We start from the raw sequence: 22,241 nt of genomic DNA, 5'->3' as shown, positions 1-22,241 counted from the left end.
CCAGACCTGATTCGCCCAGGACCGACTTAGCATCCTTGCCCTGCACTTGGGCATAAATTGGTCGATCAACTCATCGGAAAACAGCTTCGGTGCCTTCGGGTTCTTGCTCTTCTTTGTCACGGTTGCTTCGGTCATAGGACGTTATTTCCGTTATCGTCTCATGACCTCGGCACACAGAAAATCTGACAGGCTCACAGACAGCCTTTCGCACGGCCGCGCCCCACTTTTTAGACCTCAGTTTGCTCGGAGATCTCGAGCGCATCGTCAACCTCTATGCCGAGGTATCTAACGGTGCTTTCAAGTTTGCTATGTCCAAGCAGAAGTTGAACCGCCCTGAGGTTCTTCGTCCGCTTGTAAATCAAAGTCACCTTGGTCCGACGCATCGAATGTGCGCCGTAAGCGGTCGGATCAAGGCCGATCGCGGCAACCCATTGATGTACCTTCCGGGCGTATTGTCGCGTTGAGATATGCGGCGACCGAGAAAAGCGGCTCGGGCAAAGGTACTCATCGGACCTCAGCTTAGCTTGGCAATAGCCAATCAACCCGGAGTGGCGATCGCTATGCCTGACCGCCTCACATAGATGTTCCAGATACTCGTCGAACGACGTCTCCCAGTCCATCACTTCCTCATGCAAAGGATGAAGAAGCTTCTATAATGCCGTGAAGCTTATGACACAGTAAGACTAGATCCATGCCGCGACCGCAACCCGAGCGGGCTCTGTGACCTAGAACTTCACAGGTCGTTTGCTCTTGCGCTGCATTATCATCGCGCGCGGCAATATCTGATTGCCGTGGTTACGTCGCGAACATGTGGGTTTACGAGGTCGCACCCGCGCAGCTTGCTATCGATCGCAAGATTGAATAGCCCTAGATCGCGAACTGCGTGCGCGTTCTGCAAGTGAATCCGGATTGCCCAGACGCCTTTCGGCTTCAGCGGCGGCTTCTGACCGACTAACTTGCCTTTGTTCCAGGGCCCACGGCTTTGATTGCTTCCCATGACAGACTCCCGTTGAGTTGATGGGAGTAGCATTGTCTTCCTCCACCCATTTCTGCCATTGCCGCTGGAGTAGTCTCCTTGTCCAAATCGGCCTTTACAGACGTTCGCGAGCCGCCCCGGTGCGGCTGTAGTGGTCAAGTTATTTCAGACAGGCAGATAGGTTCTTTCGCTGTCGATTTCGCCTCGTGGGCGGCGGGCGACAGGTAACCCAAAGTGGAGTGCAAGCGCACCGGATTGTAGAAAGCGACGATGTATTGGTTGATGTCGCGCCGTGCCTCATCATGGTTGGCGTACTGACGCCGCCACACGCGCTCCATTTTCAAGTTCAGGAAGAATCTTTCCATCACCGAATTGTCCCAGCAGTTTGCCTTGCGGCTCATGCTGCAAACTACGTGATGCTGCTTCAGCAAGGCCTGGTATTCATCGCTTGCATACTGGCTGCCCCTGTCGGAATGCAGAACCAGTCCCCGTGCTGGTTGACGCTGCTGCAGCGCCACGGTCAATGCCGACATGACCAGTCCGGCCGGCATGGTCGGCGCCATCGGCCGTAGCGTTTCAAAATCACAAAAAGTGAAGCGGGCGGCAGTCATCGAGCTGTGCACCAGCGAGCAAAGTGCGCGCGTGGTTGCCGAGAAAACAGGCGTGAGTAGGCCGACGCTGTATAACTGGAAGAACCAGCTACTCGGTCGAGAGGTTCCAGCCTCCATGAAACGCAAAAAGAAGCCAGCGCCGGACCATGAGCGTACGGAACTGGAACAGCAGGTCGAGTCGCATCGACGCGACATCCGGCAGTTGCAGCTCGAGCACGATATCCTGAAGAAGGCGGACGACTGATAAAAAAAGGAATGGACATCGACCCGCAACTCCTGAGCAACCGGGAGAAGACGATGCTGCTCGATGCCCTGAGCAGACCTATGCGTTGCCAGAGCTGTTAGCCGCCCTGGGGCTTGCCCGCAGTTCCTACTTCTATCACCGTGCACATCAGCTCGTTGCTGACAGGCATGCTGGCGCGCGTCGCGTCATCGCGGACATCTTCGAACTCAATCACCGTTGCTACGGATATCGGCGGATCTGCGCGGCGTTGGGCAGACAGAAGATCTTCATCTCGGAGATGGTAGTGCAACGTTTGATGCGACAGGAAGGTCTGGCCGCTGCCACGTCCAGGCGACGTCGCTACGGCTCCTATCGCGGAGAAATAATCTATGGTCACCCCCGTTTTTGCAACACTGATCTCTGATGATGTGGATTGGCTTGCCTATATCTATCCGGCGTCGTTGTGAGGATCGCTCCCCGCGCCACGATGAGAGTCGCGCCTGCCGGTCCTTAAAAGCCCCTCGGCCTGGAAGGCCGTTATTTCTATTAGGTTGTCCGTCAGGCCGTTGTGCCGTTCACGTCATCAAATTTCAGCGATCGCAAAACCAGGTAGGTGAAACGCGGTGAAGCTGGATTGGAACTTAAGCGTTCAGGCGGACGTGACGCTCGCTCGCGCATCGAATGTGGTGTTGCGGGTCGCCAGCGCCCACGCGGTACGCGCCAGCTTGTTGGCCAGCGCGCAGGCGACCACGTTCGAATGTCGGCGCGTGAGCATCGCGCGGACCCATTCGGCCAAGCGGCCGGTCTGCCTGTCGAGCCGCTGCATGTAAGCTCTTGCGCACTGCACGAGCAAGCGCCTTGTATTCTTGTCCGCATTTGATGATGCCTCACAGGTTGGCCTTGCCGCCCGTACTGTACTGGCATGGGACGAGACCGAGCGACGCAGCGAAATCCCGGCTACAGCCGTATTGCTTGCCATCGCCCATTGGCGGCCAGCACGCTCGCCGTGATCGGACCGACACCTGGAATGGTTAGAAGACGCTGGCCAAGATCATCCTCGGCGAGCTGTCTGCTCAGCTTCTTGTCGAGTTCGCCAATCTGTTCGCTGAGGTATTTGAAGTGAGCGTGCAGGCGCTCGAGCATGACGACCAGTCGGGGTGGTAACTGGTGTTCAGCGAGCACGGCGGGCAAGCGTACGATAACCGTCTGACCGATCGGCAGGCTGATGCCGAACTCGAGCAGAAAGCCGTGCATCTGGTTGCACGTCTTCATGCGGTCCCGCACCAGAGAATCCCTCACCAGGTGCAGGGCGGACAGCGTTTGTTGCGATTCGGTCTTCGGCGACACGAATCGCATCGCCGGGCGTGAGGCCGCTTCACAGATTGCCTCGGCGTCCGCGAAATCGTTCTTGTTGCTCTTGACGAAGGGCCGCACGAACTGCGGCGAGATGAGCTTGATCTGGTGCCCGAACTCTGCCAGCTTGCGTGCCATTTGATGGGCACCGGCGCAGGCTTCCATGACCACCGTGCAGGCGTGGACGGTGGCAAAGAACTCGATCAGTTGCTTGCGGGTCACCTTCTTGCGGAACACGGCTTTGCCATGTCTGTCTTGGCCATGAAGATGAAAAGCATGTTTCCCCAGATCGATCCGAACCAGCGCTACGTTCTGCGTGATGGCCGCCCGAAAGAAAACACCCTACAGCGTAACCCGTGTGTAGGGTGGGGTGACCATCTCATTAGCCCCGCGCCCGAAAACATCATCAATCGTGACTTCTGTGCCGCCGCTCCAAATCAGAAATGGCTAACCGACATTACCGAGTTCCAGATCCCAGCCGGTAAGGTATATCTGTCGCCGGTGATCGACTGCTTCGACGGTCTCGTTGTGAGCTGGTCAATCGGCACGCGGCCGGTTGCAGACCTCGTCAATACCATGCTGGATTCGGCGATTGAGTCGGTGGCTGGCTGTGAGGAGCGGCCCGTGGTTCACTCCGATCGCGGTGCGCACTATCGCTGGCCGGGGTGGCTCTCACGGATGCGGGATGCCAGACTGATTCGCTCGATGTCGCGCAAAGATGTTCGCCGGATAATGCAGCCTGCGAAGGTTTCTTCGGGCGCCTCAAGACGGAGTTATTCTATCCCCGTGACTGGCGGGCCACGACCGTTGATCAATTCATCGAAGTCGTTGGCTCGTACATCCGCTGGTATAACGCAAAACGGATCAAGTCTCGCTCGGCTCCCTCAGCCCGGTCGAATACCGGCAGAGTCTTGGAATTACGGCATAAATCGGTCCAAGATTTTAGCCGCGCTCACTCCAAGACCGCGGCGCCCATGGCGTTCTTTGGGAAATACCTCGAAGTGGTGCCGAACGCCCGCCTCGTCTGGACAAACGAGGAAACCGAGGACGGTGCCGTCACGACGGTGACCTTCGAGGAGAAGGAGGGCAAGACACGGCTGGTGATGCGCGAGCTCTATCCGTCGAAGGAAGCGCTCGACGTCGCCATCGAAGGAATGGACGAGGCGATGCCCGAGACGTTCGAGCAGCTAGACAATTTCCTGATGGCCCGCGGCGCGGGCGCGGAAGGGTCCTGAACTTGTCGATCTCACGGGGCCGCTCTTGGCCCTTCGAGAGGCGCGGCGTTGGCGACAGGTTGACTGTCCGCTTCTGACCGGGTTTTCGGCGAGTTGGCGGGCTGAATCGTTACAATGACCTGATGAGCTCCCTTCAACAGCACCGATGCGCGACATGCTGACTTCCTTTTTCTGGAGCGGCGACGCCATCCGCAGTCGACGCGTAAGTGACATCGTTTTATCAGGCACGCTCGATGTGCCCGTGCCCCCTGCGCGCGTGCTCGCGGATTGGCAACGAGAGATTTCCTCGCGCCTCGTCCTGGAGCCCGGAGACGTCGAGGCAATGCCTTTGGCGCGAACGCAAGTGCGCTGGCCGGACTACAGGCGTTGCGTGGAGGCAATGTCCGACTGGACGCGCGCGCTCGGACTGCCCACTGTGCTTGCGTCCAGTGACGTAGCGCTTATGGCCTGTCGTGGCGCACGCTACCACCATGACGGTGCGCAATATGGTGGCGCGGCCTTTTGCAATCTCTTCCTGAGCGACGACAGCGGCCTGGACTTGCATTTTCCCTCTACGGGCCATCGCATCCCCTTGACCCGCGGAACAGCGGTGATATTCGATACTGGCCAGCCTCATGGTGTCATTCAGCGCCACAGCGGCAGTTTCAGTGCGGCCGACTTTGCGCCGGACCAGGATTGCACTCAGATATTCCTGACCTGGGAGCTTTCCATCGAAGACCCTCATGTCGGGCAAGCACTTAAGGTGGTCTTTGACACTGCCCGTACGACCTCACTTCAACTGGACGAAGAGCAAGTCTGGTCGAACGGCGCACCAGCCGTCGTGTGCCCGGAAACCGGTCGCTGGTACCGCGTTGATTAGTTTTCGGGTAGAAGCGGTGGTTGCCCTGACGGCTGCAATCATGCGCTCCCCGCTCATAAGGTCATTGCAACGCGACGAGAAATGCAACGCGTCCGTTACCGACGAGGCACCACACGCGCCCCACGAAAATCCGGCAAAAACACCACCACGAGCGCCACAAGAGCCCCCAACGCAGCACACCATCGGACATCTACCGTCGAACCAACCCGCTTAGCAAACCGCGAATCGAGCAACGCATCCCCCAGCGCCTTCTGTGTCGACAACGCGCGATACTCAAGCCCCGTCTGCCCGCCGAGCGTCTTAAGATACCCATCTCTTAGCGCCGACAGCTCCTCATGACTCACTCCCCCCCGCTGCGCGGACGACATCGCGCTTGTCTGCACGACGTCGGTTGCGAGCCAGAAGCCTGCGGGCCGGCCGTCGCTATCGGTTTTCGGTATCGGCGCTGGCTGATCGCCACCGACACCCATCAGCCACCCGCGAACTTCTCCCGGCGTGATCCCGAGCATCGACGTATCGGATAGCGGACGCGGCGGCGCCTCTTGTCCGTCGGTCATGAAAACGACTGCTACGTCGTCCCCCATCTGCTTTGCTTGGCGGATCGCCGAAAACAGCCCGCCGTTGGCGATACGGCTCGCGTTGGCCCAACGCATTCGTCCGTCGATGCCATCGAGCGATGTCGTGAGCGCGTCGTAGTGTTCGCAGACTTCGATCGGCTCCAGCAGCAGCAGCGATCGTGTTCCAGTGAACACGCTCCATCCGACTTTCGACCCACACGGCATCCGCCGCAACGCTCGGCGCATCGCCTCGCGCGCATAGACGAGGCGGCTTGTGCGCACGCCCTCCACCAACACGTCCTCGACGTTCATGCTTTGCGTGATGTCGAAGGTCACGACGTAATCGAAACGGTCGCGCATCAACCTCACGCCAGGCATCCAGATCGCGGCCGCAAGTAATACGACCGCGACGGCGAGCGCCCATTGCCGATAAGCCGCCGTCACGGTCACGGCAAATCCCCAAGCGCGACGTCCGGCACCTTGATCATGCGGCGGACCTCGTAAGGTTCGCGTCCATCGTCGAAAGCCTGCGCGCTCTCTGGCTGCAGCCAAAGCGCGCGTTCGAGGTTATAGCGTGCGTCCCAGTCGTCGGGTTTCGCGCGAAGCAGCTCGCGATAACGGTTCTTCGCAAGTTCGGCGAGCGGCGCCGACGCGATCGGATTGCGCCCGCCCGCGGCGATTGCTTCGCGCAGGTACATGTTCGCAAGATCAAATAGGGCGGCCTCTCCAATGTCGTCAAGATCAGCGCTAGTGATGAGCCCATCGTAGAGTTTCGCCGCCGCATCGCGCTGCCCTGCTTTCGATAGAGCAACCGCTTGCGCAAGCCGAACACGTGGCGATTTATCGGCGACATCCGACGCAGCACCCGCACGCATCACGTCCACATTGCTCCGTTGCGCATCGAGGAGACGCCAGCCTTCGAATCCAGCCCAGACGGCGCAACAAAGCACAGCCCCCGCAAACACCGCATGAAGGACGCGGCGCCTCATGACCAACTCCGCAACAATGCAAATCGCAACGCAAACAGCAGCGCACAGCCAGCCAACGCCAAAGCAAGAAATGACGTACTGCGGCTCCTCTCTGGTACACGCTCAACGTACGAAACCGGAAAATTCTGCTGCGCGTCGATCTCTGCCATCGCCGCTGCCATCGCGCTCGAATCGTCCGTCTGGTAAAGCCGATACGGCGTCTTCAGCGACTGAAAATAGCGATGCAATTCGACCTCCTCGGACGACTCGTCGGCCGGCGTGATCGCGTTCAGATCGGTGCTGTTCGCGCTGCTGCGCAAGTAAATGAAATACACCGTGAGGCGTTCCCGCGCGAGCCCCGCCGCGATGCGCGAGCGCATCGGCGCATTGATACGCGCGCCGCCGTCCGAGACGAGGATGATCACGCGATTTCCGTTGTAGTCGCGCCGCTCGAACTGGCCGATCGCAGCGAGCAGCCCGCGATCGAGCCGCGTATCCGGCATCCCTCGTCCGATGCCGGTGCTCGCCACGGCGCTCCGAATCGCTTCCTTGTCGCGCGTGAAAGGCAACACGAGCAGTGGGCTCGTGCCGAACATCATGAACCCGACGAGGTCGCTGCCCCGTTTATCGATGAAGCGCGTTAGCACCTCGCGCGCCGACGCGTTCTTCGACACGCCGCCCGCCATCGCGCCCGCCGCGTAGACGCTCTTAGGCGGGACGAACGCGTCCATACTCGAACTCCGGTCCATCAGCACCATGATCTCGGCGCCTCGCGCGACATGCGTCACCGCTTTTTCCGTCTCACGCGGATCGGCGAGTCCGATCACGATTAACAGCATCGTGGCCACCGCGATCACGCGCAGTGCAATGCCGGCGGCATGACCGAGCCGGTCACGCGGCAACCATGCGACGTGCGAGTAAAGCAGCGTGTCGCTGATGCGCGGCGCTAGCGGCAACAAGGCAAGCGGAAGCAGTGCGAGCATCCAAGGCGATGCGAAACCGAACGAGGCGGTCATCGTCGATTGCGCCTTTCGAGGCAGCGCAAATCGCGGCACAAGTCGAGCAACCGATAGGGCTCGTGCGCCGGCGCAAGCGCGTAAAACCGCTCGCCGGAGTGCGCGTAGAAGCGTTCAATCCGGGCTCGCATCGGTTCCAGGTAAGGCGCTCGGACGAACAGAGCGTCGAGCGTGCCCGGATGAAGAGCTTGGCCGGCGGCATCGTTCAGTGCGCGATGGACTTGGCGCCAAGCGTCGGAATCGTGATCGACCTGGGCCGCATTGAATCTCTTCAGCGCATGCCACGCACGCGCGAAAGGCATTTGGCAAGCATCGCGATGATTGCGCCACAGCCACCATCCAAGCCACGCGAACACAACAAATGCAAGCGTCACCAGTGACACAGTCAAGCGCCTCTGCAGCGGCGCCGTCGGCAGAAGCGAGGGCTGTCGGTCGGGCTGCAATGGTTGCAACGCGCCTTGAGCGAATGCGATGCGAGGCGTCAGCGGCGCCACGCTCACCGGCCATGCCGCAATGCTCAGTGCCGCGCCGCCGGACGCGCGGCTAGTCAGCGTCAAAGCAGGCAACGCGATCGCAGCAAGCGTCTGCGGCGCGTTGATCACCTGATATTCGAGCACGAGCCATCGGTTCCCGGCGCCGTCCGTTTCGATCGCAGCCGCGCGTCGCGTGAGCCACGCCCCGGTGCGCTCCAGCGGCGGCAACGCAGAAGGTTCGAACGGTCGGTTGCCCACGCGCAGCAAGACGCGCTGGGTCATCACATCGCCTAACATGTAGCCGAAACTGCGCGGCTGCTCGGTCGTCGCGACGGCCGATTGTTGTGCGACCGCGTAAGGCGCAAGCGCCATCAAGGCAATCACGATGACCGATCGTGCGATCATCCGGCCATCTCCACGAAGTATCGCGACACCGTCTCCGGATCGAACGTTCCGCTCAGATACAGCGGACGCACGCCGTGCGCCCGGCACAACCCATCGATCTGCGCGCGCCGATGCCGGATCGCATCGCGCCATTGCATGCGCAGCGCGGGGCGCATCCACAAGGCGCGCCGCTCGTGCGACTCCGCATCGCGCACCATCATGAGCGCGTTGCGCGATGGCGCTTCCAGTTCGACCGGATCCCACACGACCAGCGGCACGACAAGAGCCGGAGCCATTAGCTCGAACGATCCGCGCAAGGTATCCAACGGCCAGTGAAAGTCCGATACAACGAACACGATCCCCTCGCGCCCGCCCAGTCGTTCTGCTGCGCGCCGCAGGCCAGCCGCACCGCTGCCGTCACGTTGCGCCGCGAGCCTGCGCCCTTCGTGCAACAATGCGCGCATTGCCGCACCCGCGCCTCGGTGACGACGCGCGGGCATCGTGAGCTCATCGCGCAACGCGGTATCGAACGCGAGCAGTCCAACCGGGTCGCCCACGCGAAACGCACTGAGTCCCAGCGAATCGACGAAATCGCCGGCGATGTCGAGCTTGGTGCGCGGCGAGCCGAACGTCATCGATGCCGATACGTCCACGAGCGCATGCACCGTGAGTGCCGAGCGCTGTCGATGCAGCCGCACGAGCCACTCGCGCCCCGGATGCCGCAAGCTAGCACGCAGATCGAGGCGACGCGGATCGGGGTGATCGAAGAGACGTGCGTGGGTTGCGAAGGCCTGTCCGACACCGATGCTGGAACCGTGATGCGATCCCGGACGATGACCGTGTACTTGCGACGGCATCCGGTAATGGAATTCGTGAGCGGGGCTCATCGCGCAGCCTCCGCTTCAGGGCGCGGCCACGCGCAGCATGATCGCCTGCGCGAGCGCGGCGGCGAGTTCTGCGCGGCGCAGCTCATAGATCGGCGTAAAGAACACGCGATGACCAAGCGCCGCCGGCAACACGGCGTGAATGTCCTCCGGGATCAGGTGCGCGCGTCCCGCGAGCCACGCCACCACGCGCGCTGCACGCACCAGCGCACTCATTCCGCGCGGACTCGCGCCCGCCAGTACGAGCCGATCCATATCGACGTCGTCGAGCACGATGCCGTATTGCGCGGGCCGTTCGGTCGCTTCCCAGAGTTGCAGCACGTATCGTTCGATGGTTTCGCTCGCGCGCACGCTGCGTTGGATCGACGCTGCCACCGCGTTCAACTCGCGCCACGCGAACATACCGTCAGGCACCTGTTCGAGCACGGTATCGACGTCATGGAAATGCGGATCGAACACGAGACGTCTGCGAATCGCGGACTCGGGAGGCGTCGTCATGTTCAGCTCGAACATGAAGCGGTCGCGCGCGGCGGACGCCAGCTCGAAGGTCTCCTCCTTCTCGACCTTGTTGCGATCCGCAAACACCGTCATGTGCGGAAAGTGGTGCTCGCGATTGAATGCGGACACGGAACGCTCCGCCATTGCGCGCAACAAGAGCGATTGCACCTGCGGCCGCGCGCGGTTGACCTCGTTGAAGAAGAACGTCGTGAGGCGCTCGCCATGACGCAGCAGTGGACCGGGATCGATGCGCGGCGCGCCTTCGCCATCGACATAGGTGTGATAGATGAGATCGCCCGGCATCAGGTCGATGGTCCCCTCGACCCGCTCGAACTCGCCGCCGATCGCCCGCGCGAACGCACGCAGCAGCGTGGTCTTGCCGACGCCGACGTCGCCTTCAAGCAGCACGTGTCCGCGCGCGAACAGCGCCACGGTGATGAGGCGCGTCACCTCCGGCTGGCCGATGAGCGCCTGCGCAACCGCCGCTTCGAGTTGCAGCGCGTTGCTCCTCCAGTCCTGCAACGCTTCGTCAGACAACATCGGGCTTCTCCCTGTCGGCGGCCAAGTTGACAGGCAAGTGTCGTGCCAATGGATGCGATTGGTGCGAGAAGCAAGTCATGCGGACAAGGAAGCACAGAGTGTCACGTATTCGCAAACGTACCGATGACACACTTTGAAACCCTCATCTGCAGGGGCGAGCGATAGACGTCGGGCGACAGATTGAGCGCCAAGCCTAAAGCGGATCGGTGCGCCGTTAAACGCCGACAATCAACTCCTTGATTTTTCTGGCCAAGCGCGTCCATCGTGAAGGGCTTCGTCAGGACATGCATGTTGCGCTCTGCCTGGCCGCCGTTGAAGAACACATTCTCCGCATAGCCCGTGATAAACAGCACTTTTCAGTCGGGCCGAACGACTCTCGCGGCATCGGCCATTCGCCTCCCATTCATGCCTCCGGGCAGGCCCACATCCGGGACGAGCAAGTCAATTCGGCGATCGTCACCGACATTGACGACATCGTGGGCAACGATCATGTGATTCTTAAGATCTACAGCGGTTTGCACGTTGTAGCAGGCGAGAGACCCCACCGCCAGCGCGAAGAGGACATCCTCCAGGATGGCGATGCAGGTCTGCTCAACGGTGACAGGATCTGTCATCACTTCACGGTGAACGTGTAATGCCCTTGCGTACGGTGGCCGTCATCGGCGACGGCCACCCACGCAACGGTGTAAGAGCCTGGCGCAAGACTGGCTAGCGCCACCTTCATCAGCTTTTTGTTGCCAGCGTCCACTGCTGACTTGCCGCTATTCACAGGCTTTCCCTGCCCATCGGTTACCGTGATCGAACTGAAGGCAGGCTCGAGCGCATCGTCGAACTCGATCGATACCTCGTGGGGCGCGGGAGAGACGGTGGCGCCCGCCTCGGGCGATTGATGCCTCGGGTAAGCGTGCGCGCAAGCAAACTGCGCGAGCACAAGAGTTGAAGCGGCGACGAGGCCGCGCATGAGCGTGGTCTTGTTCATGGATGAAGGAGTGGTTTGCCGACCGAGTTCGGGAAGATGTCGTCGAGATAGAAATGCGCTTGCAGCAGCACGCCCGTGTGTCTGCCGGACGCCCGATTGACCGGCAACTGCGCCTCGATGCCGAGTTGTCCCCAGCGAGTGAGCCAGATCACCCCAGGATTGATGTTGCCGGTCGTATGGCCAGAACACGGTCCTTGGGTGCACGTGTTCATCGGGAACTCGACCACCGGAATGAAGTTGTTGAACGGCGCTCCGAGTCCCAGATTTTTGACCTGCGATTGCAGATAGGGAATGCTGTACTGAATCGTGACGCCCCAATCGAGCGAATTCGGCGCCGACGCATTCGTCGTGTAGTTCGGCGCGATTTCGCCGGTAATGGCGAGTGGTCGCAGATAACTCAAGCCATCGGGCAAGTCTCCGAAACCCTTGCCGAAGAAGAGCGCTGGCGCGATCGTCGAAAACGAGTCGCTGACCGCTTTCGCGCCGGTGCCTCCCAGCGCCGCTCTTACGCCTACCGAGACCATGAACTCGTGCTTCGCGTTGACGTACGCCAGATACTTGAGCCCGACTTCGACATTGTCGAAGCCCTTGGCCGATCCGTTCTCCGGTGCATTCTGGCTCAGATAAGCGCCCCCGACACTCAGCGCGAGGTTCGAGGTGATCAACTTGTCCCATTCGAAGGATGTCGAGTTGAAGTTCGCGTCGTTCCCGTCGTCGTTCGGCGCCTTGATGTGGCCGAACTGGAAGTTCACTTCATCGCCGACGCCGGGATCGTCGACTGACATCGTCGCCGGGAAAACGCGGTCACCGGCAATTGCGTGTGCGCTCGCGGGCGCAGCGTAAAAGAGTGAGGCAGCGGCAGCCGCCACGGCGAGGGAAGCCGTGAGCAGCGATACGCCGCTACGTGTTGACGTGGTTTGCATACGCTCATCCTTGAAGACGGTCGTGACGGTGCGCTCGCATCCGTGAACGGACGTGCGAACACACGGAATGCCACTAGGGCATCGTTTCTAAGCGACTCGAATCAGGATGCGAGAGGCGGAGCTCGTGGTTGCGCTGCGTTAAGCGCAAAGAAACGCCGTACGCTCTGGAAGCGCGTGGCGATGAGCTGCTGAATTGCCCAGATCACAAGCGCAAAGACAGCGACTACGCTAGGAAGCGCGGGTGCGTGGGTGGAGAAATGACAGTAGCCGCACGCCTGCCCGCCATGTTGGGCTAGATTGCCGGACGGATGATGGTGATCAGTCGCGTCGCCGGCCGAGGGTTGCGCAGAGCAGAGGGAATTGGAAAGCGCGCCATGGCCGCTTTGAACGAGTGTCTGCGAGACGACAGGCGCGAGCGTCACCAGCAGGATTGCAAGCAATCCGAACATAAAGCCGATCTTCCGATGAAAGCGGCTGCGCATATTGGGTCAAATGATTGGAAGTATCCATTCGATTTCCGGCGATTATGCCACGTCGGAAGCACGCCGCCGCTGCATGATGCTTATTCGCGACATTGAAGAATTTACTATCAGCGTCCATCGTATTCGACATCACGCGCTTGTTATCGTGCCGCCGTTGCCTCTAAAGCCAGCCCCTCATCCTGCGCGGTTACTCGATCAAAATGTAGTCCGCGCACCATCATAATTCTGCATTCGAAGACAGAGTATGTGCGATAGCGAACGAAACCTCATGAAGAATGTGTACATTAGATTGATTCGAGATTTTACGCGTCGCACTATGCGAGACCAAATCAAATGGAGGCGGCAATGAGACCTGCCGTTGCGGCAATCGGAATTTGCTGTGTCGGTTGGACTTTTGCGGCGCCGCGAGCAGAGAGCCTGAACCGGGCTGACGGGGGCCGCTATCAAGGGCAGGTTGTCGAGGGGAAAGCCGATGGTCAAGGAATGGAAACCCGGCCAGACGGGACAATCCTCAAAGGACGGTTCATAAAGGACGCTTTCGTAGAGGGGACAATGCGTACTGGACGTTGGGTGGTTCCTTTTTCAAACTGCCACAGCGCGCCTTCAGCGAGCGCGCCCGAAACGAAGAAATAGACTGCACGCGAAGCGTTCAACAACGTTTTCAACGTTCGGCAACTTCGTAGAGGGAGCCAGTAGCGCACGCTGGACGACTCAAGGGAACGTCAGCAGTTCTCCTGGAAGGAGCCGCTTGTGGAACGCAGCCCGATGTCCGTGATGGGTCGGCTCCGGAAGTTCGGACCGGGGTCGCGGGGATGCACGGCGCGCGAACTGCGATCTTCCGCAACCGGCCACGAAGGGACGGTCGATCGCGCTAGAAACTCGACACTCTAACGTCGCCTCTGCTCAACTACCGGTTGTCATGAGCCGACTGTTTCGGGCCACGGCCTGGGCATGACATCAAGTCCCATGGGGCGCATTCACTTCGATGTCCAAAAGTGCCGAGCTCATCGATTTGCCATGGGCGTCGAGCGCGAGCGATCGGGTCACCCCGCCACCGAGCGCTTGACCGAGCACGAAGTTGAATGCCCCCAGAAGTGGAAGTTCGTAGCGCAACACATCGCCTTTGACTACATCGGCGAGATGCGCCTTCACGCGCTCCGGCGTCAGAACGTCGCGCAAGTGCACGTAATGCTTCGCGTCGAAGCAGATGACCGAGACATTAAGCGTGTTGCCCTTATCGCCGGTGCGTCCGTGAGCGAGTTCACGCAGTTTCATTGCTTGCCTCCACGATTTCGAAGACGGGTCTAACAAGGTCGCCCGGCAGCAGCACGGACTGCACGGCGAGCACTTCGCGCGTCGCTTTCGTCACGCCGCCGCCGCCCGACGGGCCGTTCGTATAAAGCGTTTCGACCTCGTTGCCGATACGCGCCGCTTCTCCCGCGTTCGATACGCGGCCCGCCACGCGCACGCGAACTTCGTACGGCTCTTCGAGCGATGCCGCAAGGCTGTCGCCATAAAGCGCATTCACGCCGATGAGATCGAAGCGCAGCTCGCTCGTATCGACGCCGGTCATCGCGAGCCGCTCGCGCACGATAGCGAGCGCGAGCCGCGCCCGCGCGACCGCGTTCGGTCCGCCGTAGGAAATCTGTCCCTCGCCGATGTAACCGTCGATGTACCCGACCGACACCTTAAGCGTGCCAGTGCGCGCCTCGCCGCGTCCGCCCGTCACGCGCACGCGATCCTTCGCCTCTTGCGCGACGCGCACCTGCGTGAAATCCGCGACGACATCAGGCTGGTAGTACCGCGCCGGATCGTGAATCTCGTAGAGCAGTTGTTCCTTGCACGTCGCCTCGGTCACGCAGCCGCCCGCGTGTTCCACCTTGCCGATGACAACATTGCCGCGCGCATCGACTTCGCCGATCGGAAAGCCGAGCCGCGCGAGGTCCGGCACGTCCTTACGGCCGGGGTCAGCGAAATAGCCGCCCGTCACCTGTCCTGCGCATTCGAGCAGATGGCCGACGACGGTGGCCTGACCGAGCGTGTTCCAGTCGTCCATCCGCCAGCCGAGTTCGTGGATGAGCGGCGCCGTGAACAGCGACGGGTCCGCGACGCGCCCGGTCAGCACGATATCCGCGCCTGCCGCCAGCGCCGCGACGATCGGCGCGGCGCCGAGATACGCATTCGCCGATACGATGCGGTCTGCGTACGCGCTCACGTCATCGCCCGATTCCTCGAAACGCAGGGACGAGCCGAGGACGACATCCAGCACATCGTCGCCCGTGACGGCTGCGATCTTCAAGTTTCGAAGTCCGAGTTCGCGTGCGATCTGCGCCGTTTTTCGTGCCGCGGACAACGGATTCGCCGCACCCATGTTCGAAACAATGCGCACGCCGTTCTTCGCGGCGACCGGCAGCACCGCGCGCATGCGCGCTTCGAGCAACGGGTCGTAGCCTGCCGATGGATCGAGCCGACGAGCCTGCTGCGCAATCGCGATGGTGCGCTCGGCGAGGCATTCGAACACGAGATAGTCGAGCGCGCCATGTTCCGCCAGCTCGACGGCCGGCTCGATGCGATCGCCCGAGTAACCCGCGCCCGCGCCTATCCTGATGATGTCTTTCATGATGCTCACCCCTTACAACGGAAACACGCCCAGCACGACGCACGCGATCGTCATCACGATCGATGCGCCGAACAAGAGCGGAAACGTGAATTTCTGATGATCCGCGAGGTCGATGCCGCACAAGCCGACGACGAGAAACGTCGCGGGCGTGAGCGGGCTCACGGGAAAGCCGGTGGTCATCTGGCCGAGCAGCGCGGCCTGTCCGACATGCACCGCCGGCACGCCGAGTTGCGACGCGACTTCGGCAACCACCGGCAGCACGCCGAAGTAGAACGAGTCGGGATCGAAGAGCATCGAGAGCGGCATCGACAGGACGCCGAGCGCAACCGGTATATGCCCGGCCATCGCGGGCGGCACGAAGCCGACGGCCGCCTGAGCCATCGCCTTCAGCATGCCGCTGCCTTGCATCACGCCGGTGAAGACGCCCGCCGCGAGCAGGATGCCCGCCATCATCAACGCGGCGCGCGCGTGCGCATCGATGCGCTTTCGCTGCATGTCGACGTTCGGGTAGTTCACCATCAACGCGATGCACAGGCCGACCATGAACATGATCGCGGGCGGAATTTTTTCGCCCATCACGACCATCGTGCCGAGCACGACGATCGTGAGGACGATGTTGAACCAGAAGTTCTTCGGGCGGCGCAGCGCTTCCTCCTCCGGCGTGAGCTTGCGCTCGGGCATCGGAATGGAGCCGCTTGCCGTCGAATAGCCGAGACGCTTTTCTTCGCGCCGGCCGAGCATCCACGCCATGCCGAACACGTACACGAGGCCGATGGCCTGCACCGGAATCAGCGGATTGAAGAGCGATGAAATCGGCAGGTGCAGCGACGCGGATGCGCGGATCATCGGCCCGGTCCACGGCAGAAAGTTGATGCCCGCCGCCATCGACACCGCCGCCGCCAGCACGCGCTTGTCCATGTTCAGGCGCTCGTAGAGCGGCAGCATCGCGGGGATCGTGACGAGAAAGCACACCGCGCCGGAGCCGTCGAGATGGATGAGCAGCGCGAGCAGCGTCGTGCCCATCACGATGCGCGTCGGCTTCGTGCCGACCGCGCGCAGGATGCGATCGATGATCGGATCGAGCGTGCCGGCATCCGTGATCGTGCCGAAGTAGAGAATCGCGAACACGAACATGCCGACAACGGGGGCGAGACTCCTCAGCCCGTCGATGACGAACTTGCTCGTCTGCAAGCCAAAACCGCCGATCAGTGACGCGGCAATCGGCACGATGATGAGCGCGACGAGCGGCGACATGCGCTTGGAAAGGATCGCCCCAAGCAGGACGACGATGGTGGCGAGGCCGAGCAACGGCAACATGAACGTGTCTCCAGATATTGTCTTTTAATGTGGTCCAGAGTAAGTTCGGTGCAGCGATTACGCAATTGAAATGATTTGATCGCAGCTATTACGAGCCATAATGGATCTGAATCTTCGTGACATTCGCGCACTCGTCGCCGTAGCGGAGGCGGGCAGCTTCACGCGCGCGGCCGAACGGCTGCATCTGTCGCAGCCCGCGCTGACCGTGCAGATACGGCGGCTGGAGGAAGCGGTCGGCGCGCGCCTGTTCGACCGCAACAGCCGCAACGTCGCGCTGACGCCGACCGGACGCGAACTGCTGCCGCTCTTGCGCAAGTCGTTGCATGACATGGAGAACGTGCTCCGCGATGCGCGTGCGCTGGGCGAAGGGCAGAGCGGCACGATTCGCATCGCGTGTCTGCCGACGTTCGCAGCGAGCGTGTTGCCCGAACTCGTGATCGGCATGAAGCGGGAGGTGCCGCGCGTGTCGTTTCAGATTCACGATGTCGTGGCCAGCACCGTCAACGCGCTCGTTCGCAACGAGGAAGCGGACATCGGACTCACGGGCGGCGAGGTGCTCGACCCGATGCTCGAAGTCCTGTGTTCGGCGGTGGATCGGCTCGTCGCCGTGTTTCCGCGAACGCATCCGCTTGCGAAGAGACGCCGAATTGGCCTTGACGATCTCGCCCAGACTCCTCTCGTGCTCACCGCGCCGGGAACGAGCGTGCGCGCGGTCGTCGATGCAGCCCTCAGCGAATCGCGCGAGCCACGCGATATTGCGTGCGAACCGACCTACATGATGACCGCCGTGGCGATGGTGCGCGCCGGTCTCGGCGTGACCATCCTGCCAGAGACCGCGCGGGAGGTGCGCGCCGAACCGGGGCTCGTCGCGAAGGCGATTGATCACCCCGCGTTCGTGCGGTCGATCGCCATCGTGAAAAAAAGAGGCAGGACGTTGCCGGCGATTGCCGAGAGATTCGTGACGCTCATGCGTCTGGCCGTCGAGAACTAGCATGACACTTAGAGGACGCCGGCTGGTCGCCAGCATCGCGCAACCAGATAGTCTCACGTCTGCACGGCCATTCTTATCCGGAGCGTGTCCGGCATTGGGGACATTGCGGAGCCGATCATCGGATGTTGTCTGGTCACCTTTCAGCCGAGAGCGAACAGGACGCAGTCAAACGCATTCCGGCCAAGAAACCCAACTATCTCTGTCTGGCATATCGTGCGTGGAGGACCGGACGAATCCGTTAGCGGGCGCTGATATTCCGGCTCGTGGGTGACCGCAATGGGTGGAGCATTGAGTCTCTTCGATTTTGGCCATTCGCGATCGAGAACTTCGCTGGGCGATGAGCGACGCTCAGAGTCCGTGATCTGCCAGTGCCGTCCCGTGCGAGAAATCGTAGTCCGCTCGCTCTGAGTTCAGATTAGAAATCCGATGTCACCGCAGTAATGGCGATCACAGATTAACCCCGCGTCATAGGGATTACCGGGCAATTTGCAGGCCGGAGGCTTGCCGAAAATGCGTTAAAGCGTCCAGCCCGATAGCCAATAGAAGAAACGGCTTGAGGCACTGTGAACGCTTGCGCGGGGGAAAACCGGCACTTTAGTGATAGTCATCTTCCAACTGATGGCGGATAGCCAGCACCGTGACCGTCTCGCTGTCCTCGATTTCGAATAGTGCGACATAGCCAATGCGCCCGAACGGAATGATCAGTTCTCGAAGGAAGGGCGCGTCGGATCGCGCTTTGCGGCACGTAAACGGCGAACTCCGAAGCGTCGCGAAGCCGTTGTGAATTGCCTGAAGAGCCGCCTCGGCGAGTGTGAAATCGGTGGCGTCGCGCTGGAGAATGAAATCGTAGAGTCGGTCGAGGTCCGTTGCGGCCTCCGGGGTAAACCGAACCGCGTAGGTCATCGCGTAGCCGTGCGCCGCGTCTTGGCTTTTGCCAGCCGGGCCTCGAGCGTAGCCAGGACGTCATCGGCGGACACATACTGACCGCTCTGTCTGGTGCTGTCTCGCGAGGCGAGGCCGCGCGCAATAAAATCGCTCCGCGAACGCCGGCGCTCAATGTTCGCGCGAATCGACTGCTCGACAAACGCCGACAGGGTCTCGCCGTCGGACAACACGCTTTCAGCGGCTTCGCGCAATTCCGGCTCGACCCGTACCGCGGGGAAGGTAGCGGTTTTCATAACTTCACTCCTGCATCGCAATTGCGATACATTCTGCCCGATTTCTGTCTCCCATGCAAACGCAAACAGGTCCGAGCCGATGAAGTGTGAAGCGCCCCAGCCCACTCGGGTAGACGCAGGATCAGGCATCGTTGCAGCCAGCTGAGCTGGCTGGCAAACCGGTCGGCGTGAGCCGTATCCAAACCCAAGGAATACCCGAAAGATCTCATGTACCCCGCGCGAAATCCGACGACGTCAACTCGATCTCGCCGCCGGATGAGCGAGCGGCTTGCGTGCGGCGAGCGCGGCGATTCGCTTGTAGCCATCGCGAAGCATTTGAGTGTGCGAGCGTCGCTTGCGCCCGGCTCAAGCCAGAAATACGCTTCGAGTGCCTTGAGGGTGACCACGCGCTCGACTGAGCCATTCGCTTGTACGAGGTCGAACGCGACACCGCCGCGGTTTGCGGGGATGCGAGGTGCTGAATCGCGCCGGGTTTGTCCGGACCGCCGAGTTTGGCGCTACGCCGCGCGAGCGGATAGCACCAAATTCCGATTGTAAGCTTCCTCTGCCTCCGCGGGCGACACGTACCCGAGCGGGCCGAGTAACCGATGGTGGTTGTACCAGTGCACCTATTCGAGCGTGGCGAGTTCGACATCCTGGAGCGTACGCCATGAACGCCGATGTACAACTTCGGCCGTGTATAGGCCGTTGATCGTTTCCGCCAGTGCATTGTCGTACGAATCGCCAACGCTGCCGGCTGACGGTTGCACGCCAGCATCCACCAACCGTTCGGTGTACCGAATGCTGAGATATTGCGACCCGTGATCGGAATGATGAATCAGCCCGGGCGGCGGCTGGCGATCATGTAACGCCCGGTTCAGCGCGTCCAGCACGAAGTCAGTCCTCATCGAGGCCGACACGCGCCAATCGACGATACGGCGCGCAAACACATCGGTCACGAAAGCCACGTAGACAAAGCCCGACCATCTCCAGCAATAGGTAAAATCCGCGACCCACAGCGCGTTTGGCCAGTCGGCCCGGAACCGACGTTTGACCCGGTCCAGCGGGCACGGCACTGCATTGTCGCGCTGCGTCGTCTTGATCCGGCGCCCACGACGAACACCTTCGAGGCCCATCATCCTCATCAGGCGCGCAACCGTGCAGCGCGCGACCTTCACGCCACCGCGCAGCAACTGACGCCAGACCTTGCGCACACCATACACGCCGAAGTTCTCGTCCCAGACTGCCCGAATGAGGGCCTTCAGTTCAGCATCGCGACGCACTCGCGTTGGCCATTGCTCCGGATCGCTGCGCCGCCCGGCGTGCCGGTAATACGTCGACGGCGCGATCGGCAACAGGCGGCAGATCGGCTCGACACCGTAGACGTCGCGATGCTCGTCGATGAACGCGATCATGGCTTCGATCGGCGGTCGAACTCCGCCCGCGCGAAATATGCCGAGGCCGTGCGAAGGATCTCGTTAGTGGTGCGAAATTCACGATTTTCGCGCTCCAGTTCCTTCAGGCGCGCCAGCTCGGAGGTCGTCGCGCCTGGTCGTTGGCCACGGTCGCGCTCAGCCTGATTGATCCAATTGTGAAGCGTCTCGCGCGACATCCCCATCTTCGAGGCGATCGAGCGGATCGCCGCTCCCTGCGTTTCATACTCGTACTGGTGCTCAAGCACCATCCGGATTGCCCGCTCCCGGACCTCATTCGAATATCGCGTCCCGGTAGGCTTCCTTGCCTTGCTTTCGTTTTCCATACTTCAAATCTCCTGTCACAGCTAAGATCCGAAGTCTCCTATATTTTCGGGGCGGTTCCGTTCGAAACGCGACATTTGTATTTAGCTGCAACCCCGACATTTGAACTTAGCGGGGACATGCATCGTCGTACCAAGTTATAAAGGGGATGTTGAACAACAGTTATCGATTGGTCTCTCAGCCTCGATCGCGCGCTGCTAGTGACCGCTGATCGTGTTCTGATCAGAGGGTAGCTTGAGGTCCAACACGCGACGGCATTATTCAAATCGCCCGACACGGCACGGAAGCATCCGGCAATCGCGGCGGTAGGTTGTATACGGCGCTGTGGTGTGAAAACTCACGCGCCTCTTTCTCTTGCGCTCGACGTTAATTTGCACCGTCGATCGCGTGACATGCGTCACAAGTCTTTCTGAGCGGCGCGGCGCAGCAACTGCGGGTCGGTCTGCCATTCATCACGTGACCCGAGCTCGACCTGCGCGAAGTCTTCATGGTTCGGATGGAGCAGGTAGTTAGTCTCCGCGGGAACGACAGAGCTGGGGAAGGCGAACACCGCGCTCGTTCGCTTTCGCACCCATGCAGCGCCGATTCGCTGCAATTCCGTCCGAGCATCGAGGCCGCGCCAGTCGCGCGGCAACCTCGCGGGATCTACTCGTTCGATGAGTGACTCGGGGATTCGGGCCGGGATCATGATATAGCGCGCCGGCAGAGGTGAGTCCTGCACCAACATCTCAAGCAATGCGAGCGACTGCGTCTGCGCGGTATAAACGAGCGCCACGCCCTTCGGATTCCAGCGCCCACCATAAAGTCGTGCGCCTTCCGTAGAGAAGGCGCTGTCCGCTAACCGTTCTGTCGTTACCCGCCATGCCGTAACCGTCATGCAAACACGCCGTGCTCGATGCGCCCAAGAGTATCCAGTACGCTGTCCGCGCCGATGTCTGTGTCGATCAAGCTAAGCGGCGTCACGTCGCCCAGCGCGGCAACCGGCGACCTGAGCCAACCGATGGCCAGTTCGAGATCCTCGAACACTTCCGCCGCGCGCGCGGCGCGGCGACACGCGCGAGTCGCAGCAGCTTGGCCGACTCCTCGCGGCTTAACACGCCTTCGCGTTTTCGCCGTGCCAGCGTACGTTCAGGGATGTCGAGTGCCTGCGCTAGTTCTGTTTGTGAGATTCCGATGGATTTCAGGATGAAATCGAGCGCCTGCGCGGACATTCCGTGACGGACGACATCCACCCAATCCAGGCCTGAGCGGGGCTCACGTGGAAATACCGAGCGTCCACCCAGCAGTGAGTCAGCCGAGATTTTGTCGATAACAATCATACAAGCCCCCTGCCATTTGGCATCCGTGTTACACCAGATTGGCAGAAACGAGGACTTGCGAGAGCCGGGCGGCAAAAGGTTCGGGAGTTCTTTCGCAAGTCTGAGTTCGTCAGCACGGC

22 protein-coding genes, 8 pseudogenes and 1 other annotated feature are annotated in these 22,241 nt (G+C 61.0%); of the genes and pseudogenes, 7 read left to right on the top strand and 23 right to left on the bottom strand.

Annotation, left to right across the window (positions count from 1 at the left end):
• The 3 genes and pseudogenes from AWB66_RS34515 to AWB66_RS24950 all read right to left on the bottom strand — a co-directional run.
• Positions 1-135: pseudogene (locus AWB66_RS34515) on the bottom strand (IS256 family transposase); the annotation flags it as partial.
• A 92-nt stretch (positions 136-227) separates the two neighbouring features.
• On the bottom strand, positions 228-620 hold the full coding sequence (locus AWB66_RS24960; protein WP_087632755.1) for a tyrosine-type recombinase/integrase: 393 nt from the start codon (positions 618-620) through the stop codon (positions 228-230).
• Positions 621-1,131: 511 nt separating this feature from the next.
• Positions 1,132-1,539 (bottom strand): annotated as a pseudogene (locus tag AWB66_RS24950) (DDE-type integrase/transposase/recombinase); the annotation flags it as partial.
• A 7-nt stretch (positions 1,540-1,546) separates the two neighbouring features.
• On the opposite strand from AWB66_RS24950, the pseudogene AWB66_RS24945 reads away from it, so the two are divergent.
• Positions 1,547-2,228, top strand: a pseudogene (locus tag AWB66_RS24945) (IS3 family transposase); the annotation flags it as partial.
• A 231-nt stretch (positions 2,229-2,459) separates the two neighbouring features.
• On the opposite strand, the pseudogene AWB66_RS24940 reads toward AWB66_RS24945, so the two are convergent.
• Positions 2,460-3,484: pseudogene (locus AWB66_RS24940) on the bottom strand (IS110 family RNA-guided transposase).
• A gap of 60 nt (positions 3,485-3,544) precedes the next feature.
• Here AWB66_RS24940 and AWB66_RS24935 point away from each other — a divergent pair.
• The 3 genes and pseudogenes from AWB66_RS24935 to AWB66_RS24925 form a co-directional block, all read left to right on the top strand.
• Positions 3,545-4,091 (top strand): annotated as a pseudogene (locus tag AWB66_RS24935) (IS3 family transposase); the annotation flags it as partial.
• A gap of 46 nt (positions 4,092-4,137) precedes the next feature.
• Positions 4,138-4,398 (top strand): SRPBCC domain-containing protein, encoded by a 261-nt coding sequence (locus tag AWB66_RS24930; protein WP_125469784.1) that lies wholly within the window; start codon positions 4,138-4,140, stop codon positions 4,396-4,398.
• Positions 4,399-4,552: 154 nt separating this feature from the next.
• A complete protein-coding gene (locus tag AWB66_RS24925; RefSeq protein ID WP_087632753.1) occupies positions 4,553-5,257 on the top strand; it encodes a hypothetical protein in 705 nt (234 codons plus the stop codon).
• A 95-nt stretch (positions 5,258-5,352) separates the two neighbouring features.
• Here AWB66_RS24925 and AWB66_RS24920 read toward each other — a convergent pair whose 3' ends face one another.
• The 7 genes from AWB66_RS24920 to AWB66_RS35290 all read right to left on the bottom strand — a co-directional run bounded on the left by AWB66_RS24920 (position 5,353) and on the right by AWB66_RS35290 (position 10,930).
• On the bottom strand, positions 5,353-6,264 hold the full coding sequence (locus AWB66_RS24920; RefSeq protein ID WP_087632752.1) for a vWA domain-containing protein: 912 nt from the start codon (positions 6,262-6,264) through the stop codon (positions 5,353-5,355).
• Positions 6,261-6,803: a hypothetical protein gene (locus tag AWB66_RS24915; protein WP_087632751.1), complete on the bottom strand. Its 543-nt coding sequence runs from the start codon at positions 6,801-6,803 to the stop codon at positions 6,261-6,263. The genes AWB66_RS24920 and AWB66_RS24915 overlap by 4 nt, the downstream gene beginning before the upstream one ends.
• Positions 6,800-7,798 (bottom strand): vWA domain-containing protein, encoded by a 999-nt coding sequence (locus AWB66_RS24910; protein WP_087632750.1) that lies wholly within the window; start codon positions 7,796-7,798, stop codon positions 6,800-6,802. The genes AWB66_RS24915 and AWB66_RS24910 overlap by 4 nt, the downstream gene beginning before the upstream one ends.
• Complete coding sequence (locus tag AWB66_RS24905; protein WP_087632749.1) at positions 7,795-8,676, bottom strand: hypothetical protein; 882 nt, start codon at positions 8,674-8,676, stop codon at positions 7,795-7,797. The genes AWB66_RS24910 and AWB66_RS24905 overlap by 4 nt, the downstream gene beginning before the upstream one ends.
• Positions 8,673-9,542 (bottom strand): DUF58 domain-containing protein, encoded by an 870-nt coding sequence (locus AWB66_RS24900; RefSeq protein ID WP_087632748.1) that lies wholly within the window; start codon positions 9,540-9,542, stop codon positions 8,673-8,675. The genes AWB66_RS24905 and AWB66_RS24900 overlap by 4 nt, the downstream gene beginning before the upstream one ends.
• A gap of 15 nt (positions 9,543-9,557) precedes the next feature.
• Positions 9,558-10,577 carry an AAA family ATPase gene (locus AWB66_RS24895; RefSeq protein ID WP_087632747.1) on the bottom strand — a complete coding sequence of 340 codons (1,020 nt, stop codon included), beginning with the start codon at positions 10,575-10,577 and terminating at the stop codon, positions 9,558-9,560.
• Between the two features lie 101 nt (positions 10,578-10,678).
• Positions 10,679-10,930 (bottom strand): response regulator, encoded by a 252-nt coding sequence (locus AWB66_RS35290; protein WP_087632746.1) that lies wholly within the window; start codon positions 10,928-10,930, stop codon positions 10,679-10,681.
• Here AWB66_RS35290 and AWB66_RS35125 point away from each other — a divergent pair.
• Complete coding sequence (locus AWB66_RS35125) at positions 10,814-11,212, top strand: hypothetical protein (protein WP_200819060.1); 399 nt, start codon at positions 10,814-10,816, stop codon at positions 11,210-11,212. The two genes, AWB66_RS35290 and AWB66_RS35125, sit on opposite strands and share 117 nt — an antisense overlap.
• Here AWB66_RS35125 and AWB66_RS24880 read toward each other — a convergent pair.
• The 3 genes from AWB66_RS24880 to AWB66_RS24870 form a co-directional block, all read right to left on the bottom strand.
• On the bottom strand, positions 11,191-11,556 hold the full coding sequence (locus AWB66_RS24880; protein WP_087632745.1) for a copper resistance CopC family protein: 366 nt from the start codon (positions 11,554-11,556) through the stop codon (positions 11,191-11,193). The two genes, AWB66_RS35125 and AWB66_RS24880, sit on opposite strands and share 22 nt — an antisense overlap.
• Positions 11,553-12,479, bottom strand: a complete 927-nt coding sequence (locus tag AWB66_RS24875) for a hypothetical protein (protein ID WP_087632744.1) — start codon at positions 12,477-12,479, stop codon at positions 11,553-11,555. The genes AWB66_RS24880 and AWB66_RS24875 overlap by 4 nt, the downstream gene beginning before the upstream one ends.
• Positions 12,480-12,580: 101 nt before the next feature.
• A complete protein-coding gene (locus tag AWB66_RS24870; protein WP_235021222.1) occupies positions 12,581-12,928 on the bottom strand; it encodes a DUF2946 domain-containing protein in 348 nt (115 codons plus the stop codon).
• A 366-nt stretch (positions 12,929-13,294) separates the two neighbouring features.
• On the opposite strand from AWB66_RS24870, the gene AWB66_RS35120 reads away from it, so the two are divergent.
• Complete coding sequence (locus AWB66_RS35120) at positions 13,295-13,594, top strand: MORN repeat-containing protein (RefSeq protein WP_125469783.1); 300 nt, start codon at positions 13,295-13,297, stop codon at positions 13,592-13,594.
• 324 nt (positions 13,595-13,918) lie between these two features.
• Here the strand turns inward: AWB66_RS35120 and AWB66_RS24865 are convergent, their stop codons facing one another.
• The 3 genes from AWB66_RS24865 to AWB66_RS24855 are packed head-to-tail and all read right to left on the bottom strand — an operon-like array spanning position 13,919 to position 16,898.
• A complete protein-coding gene (locus AWB66_RS24865; protein WP_087632742.1) occupies positions 13,919-14,236 on the bottom strand; it encodes an AtuA-related protein in 318 nt (105 codons plus the stop codon).
• Positions 14,223-15,581 (bottom strand): acyclic terpene utilization AtuA family protein, encoded by a 1,359-nt coding sequence (locus AWB66_RS24860; RefSeq protein ID WP_125469782.1) that lies wholly within the window; start codon positions 15,579-15,581, stop codon positions 14,223-14,225. The genes AWB66_RS24865 and AWB66_RS24860 overlap by 14 nt, the downstream gene beginning before the upstream one ends.
• 12 nt (positions 15,582-15,593) lie before the next feature.
• Positions 15,594-16,898: a CitMHS family transporter gene (locus tag AWB66_RS24855; protein ID WP_087632741.1), complete on the bottom strand. Its 1,305-nt coding sequence runs from the start codon at positions 16,896-16,898 to the stop codon at positions 15,594-15,596.
• 100 nt (positions 16,899-16,998) lie between these two features.
• Here AWB66_RS24855 and AWB66_RS24850 point away from each other — a divergent pair, with 100 nt between their 5' ends.
• A complete protein-coding gene (locus AWB66_RS24850; protein WP_087632740.1) occupies positions 16,999-17,889 on the top strand; it encodes a LysR family transcriptional regulator in 891 nt (296 codons plus the stop codon).
• 594 nt (positions 17,890-18,483) lie between these two features.
• On the opposite strand, the gene AWB66_RS24845 is transcribed toward AWB66_RS24850, so the two are convergent.
• The 6 genes and pseudogenes from AWB66_RS24845 to AWB66_RS34995 form a co-directional block, all read right to left on the bottom strand.
• Entirely contained in the window at positions 18,484-18,792 is a 309-nt protein-coding gene (locus AWB66_RS24845) for a type II toxin-antitoxin system RelE/ParE family toxin (protein ID WP_087632739.1), read from the bottom strand.
• Positions 18,789-19,067 carry a YlcI/YnfO family protein gene (locus AWB66_RS24840; RefSeq protein WP_087632738.1) on the bottom strand — a complete coding sequence of 93 codons (279 nt, stop codon included), beginning with the start codon at positions 19,065-19,067 and terminating at the stop codon, positions 18,789-18,791. Before AWB66_RS24840 ends, AWB66_RS24845 begins: the two co-directional genes overlap by 4 nt.
• Positions 19,068-19,564: 497 nt before the next feature.
• A pseudogene (locus AWB66_RS24830) lies at positions 19,565-20,805 on the bottom strand (IS3 family transposase).
• Positions 20,387-20,503, bottom strand: a sequence feature (AL1L pseudoknot). Its footprint overlaps the pseudogene before it by 117 nt.
• A 395-nt stretch (positions 20,806-21,200) precedes the next feature.
• Positions 21,201-21,680 (bottom strand): RES family NAD+ phosphorylase, encoded by a 480-nt coding sequence (locus AWB66_RS24825; protein WP_087632737.1) that lies wholly within the window; start codon positions 21,678-21,680, stop codon positions 21,201-21,203.
• Positions 21,677-21,850 (bottom strand): annotated as a pseudogene (locus AWB66_RS34495) (antitoxin Xre/MbcA/ParS toxin-binding domain-containing protein); the annotation flags it as partial. The pseudogene AWB66_RS34495 and the gene AWB66_RS24825, both read right to left, overlap by 4 nt.
• 65 nt (positions 21,851-21,915) lie before the next feature.
• Positions 21,916-22,014 (bottom strand): annotated as a pseudogene (locus AWB66_RS34995) (antitoxin Xre-like helix-turn-helix domain-containing protein); the annotation flags it as partial.
• Positions 22,015-22,241: the final 227 nt, after the last annotated feature.

Source organism: Caballeronia telluris (assembly GCF_001544495.1).
Lineage (GTDB): Bacteria > Pseudomonadota > Gammaproteobacteria > Burkholderiales > Burkholderiaceae > Caballeronia > Caballeronia telluris.
This window is presented reverse-complemented; position numbering and strand designations above follow the sequence as displayed.

What these genes read in the sequence shown, in the direction of transcription:
- AWB66_RS24960 (WP_087632755.1), bottom strand. Translation starts at nt 620, where the DNA reads ATGGACTGGGAGACGTCGTTCGACGAGTATCTGGAACATCTATGTGAG.
- AWB66_RS24930 (WP_125469784.1), top strand. Translation starts at nt 4,138, where the DNA reads ATGGCGTTCTTTGGGAAATACCTCGAAGTGGTGCCGAACGCCCGCCTC.
- AWB66_RS24925 (WP_087632753.1), top strand. Translation starts at nt 4,553, where the DNA reads ATGCTGACTTCCTTTTTCTGGAGCGGCGACGCCATCCGCAGTCGACGC.
- AWB66_RS24915 (WP_087632751.1), bottom strand. Translation starts at nt 6,803, where the DNA reads ATGAGGCGCCGCGTCCTTCATGCGGTGTTTGCGGGGGCTGTGCTTTGT.
- AWB66_RS24910 (WP_087632750.1), bottom strand. Translation starts at nt 7,798, where the DNA reads ATGACCGCCTCGTTCGGTTTCGCATCGCCTTGGATGCTCGCACTGCTT.
- AWB66_RS24905 (WP_087632749.1), bottom strand. Translation starts at nt 8,676, where the DNA reads ATGATCGCACGATCGGTCATCGTGATTGCCTTGATGGCGCTTGCGCCT.
- AWB66_RS24900 (WP_087632748.1), bottom strand. Translation starts at nt 9,542, where the DNA reads ATGAGCCCCGCTCACGAATTCCATTACCGGATGCCGTCGCAAGTACAC.
- AWB66_RS24895 (WP_087632747.1), bottom strand. Translation starts at nt 10,577, where the DNA reads ATGTTGTCTGACGAAGCGTTGCAGGACTGGAGGAGCAACGCGCTGCAA.
- AWB66_RS24880 (WP_087632745.1), bottom strand. Translation starts at nt 11,556, where the DNA reads ATGAACAAGACCACGCTCATGCGCGGCCTCGTCGCCGCTTCAACTCTT.
- AWB66_RS24875 (WP_087632744.1), bottom strand. Translation starts at nt 12,479, where the DNA reads ATGCAAACCACGTCAACACGTAGCGGCGTATCGCTGCTCACGGCTTCC.
- AWB66_RS24870 (WP_235021222.1), bottom strand. Translation starts at nt 12,928, where the DNA reads ATGTTCGGATTGCTTGCAATCCTGCTGGTGACGCTCGCGCCTGTCGTC.
- AWB66_RS35120 (WP_125469783.1), top strand. Translation starts at nt 13,295, where the DNA reads ATGGAGGCGGCAATGAGACCTGCCGTTGCGGCAATCGGAATTTGCTGT.
- AWB66_RS24865 (WP_087632742.1), bottom strand. Translation starts at nt 14,236, where the DNA reads ATGAAACTGCGTGAACTCGCTCACGGACGCACCGGCGATAAGGGCAAC.
- AWB66_RS24860 (WP_125469782.1), bottom strand. Translation starts at nt 15,581, where the DNA reads ATGAAAGACATCATCAGGATAGGCGCGGGCGCGGGTTACTCGGGCGAT.
- AWB66_RS24855 (WP_087632741.1), bottom strand. Translation starts at nt 16,898, where the DNA reads ATGTTGCCGTTGCTCGGCCTCGCCACCATCGTCGTCCTGCTTGGGGCG.
- AWB66_RS24850 (WP_087632740.1), top strand. Translation starts at nt 16,999, where the DNA reads ATGGATCTGAATCTTCGTGACATTCGCGCACTCGTCGCCGTAGCGGAG.
- AWB66_RS24845 (WP_087632739.1), bottom strand. Translation starts at nt 18,792, where the DNA reads ATGACCTACGCGGTTCGGTTTACCCCGGAGGCCGCAACGGACCTCGAC.
- AWB66_RS24840 (WP_087632738.1), bottom strand. Translation starts at nt 19,067, where the DNA reads ATGAAAACCGCTACCTTCCCCGCGGTACGGGTCGAGCCGGAATTGCGC.
- AWB66_RS24825 (WP_087632737.1), bottom strand. Translation starts at nt 21,680, where the DNA reads ATGACGGTTACGGCATGGCGGGTAACGACAGAACGGTTAGCGGACAGC.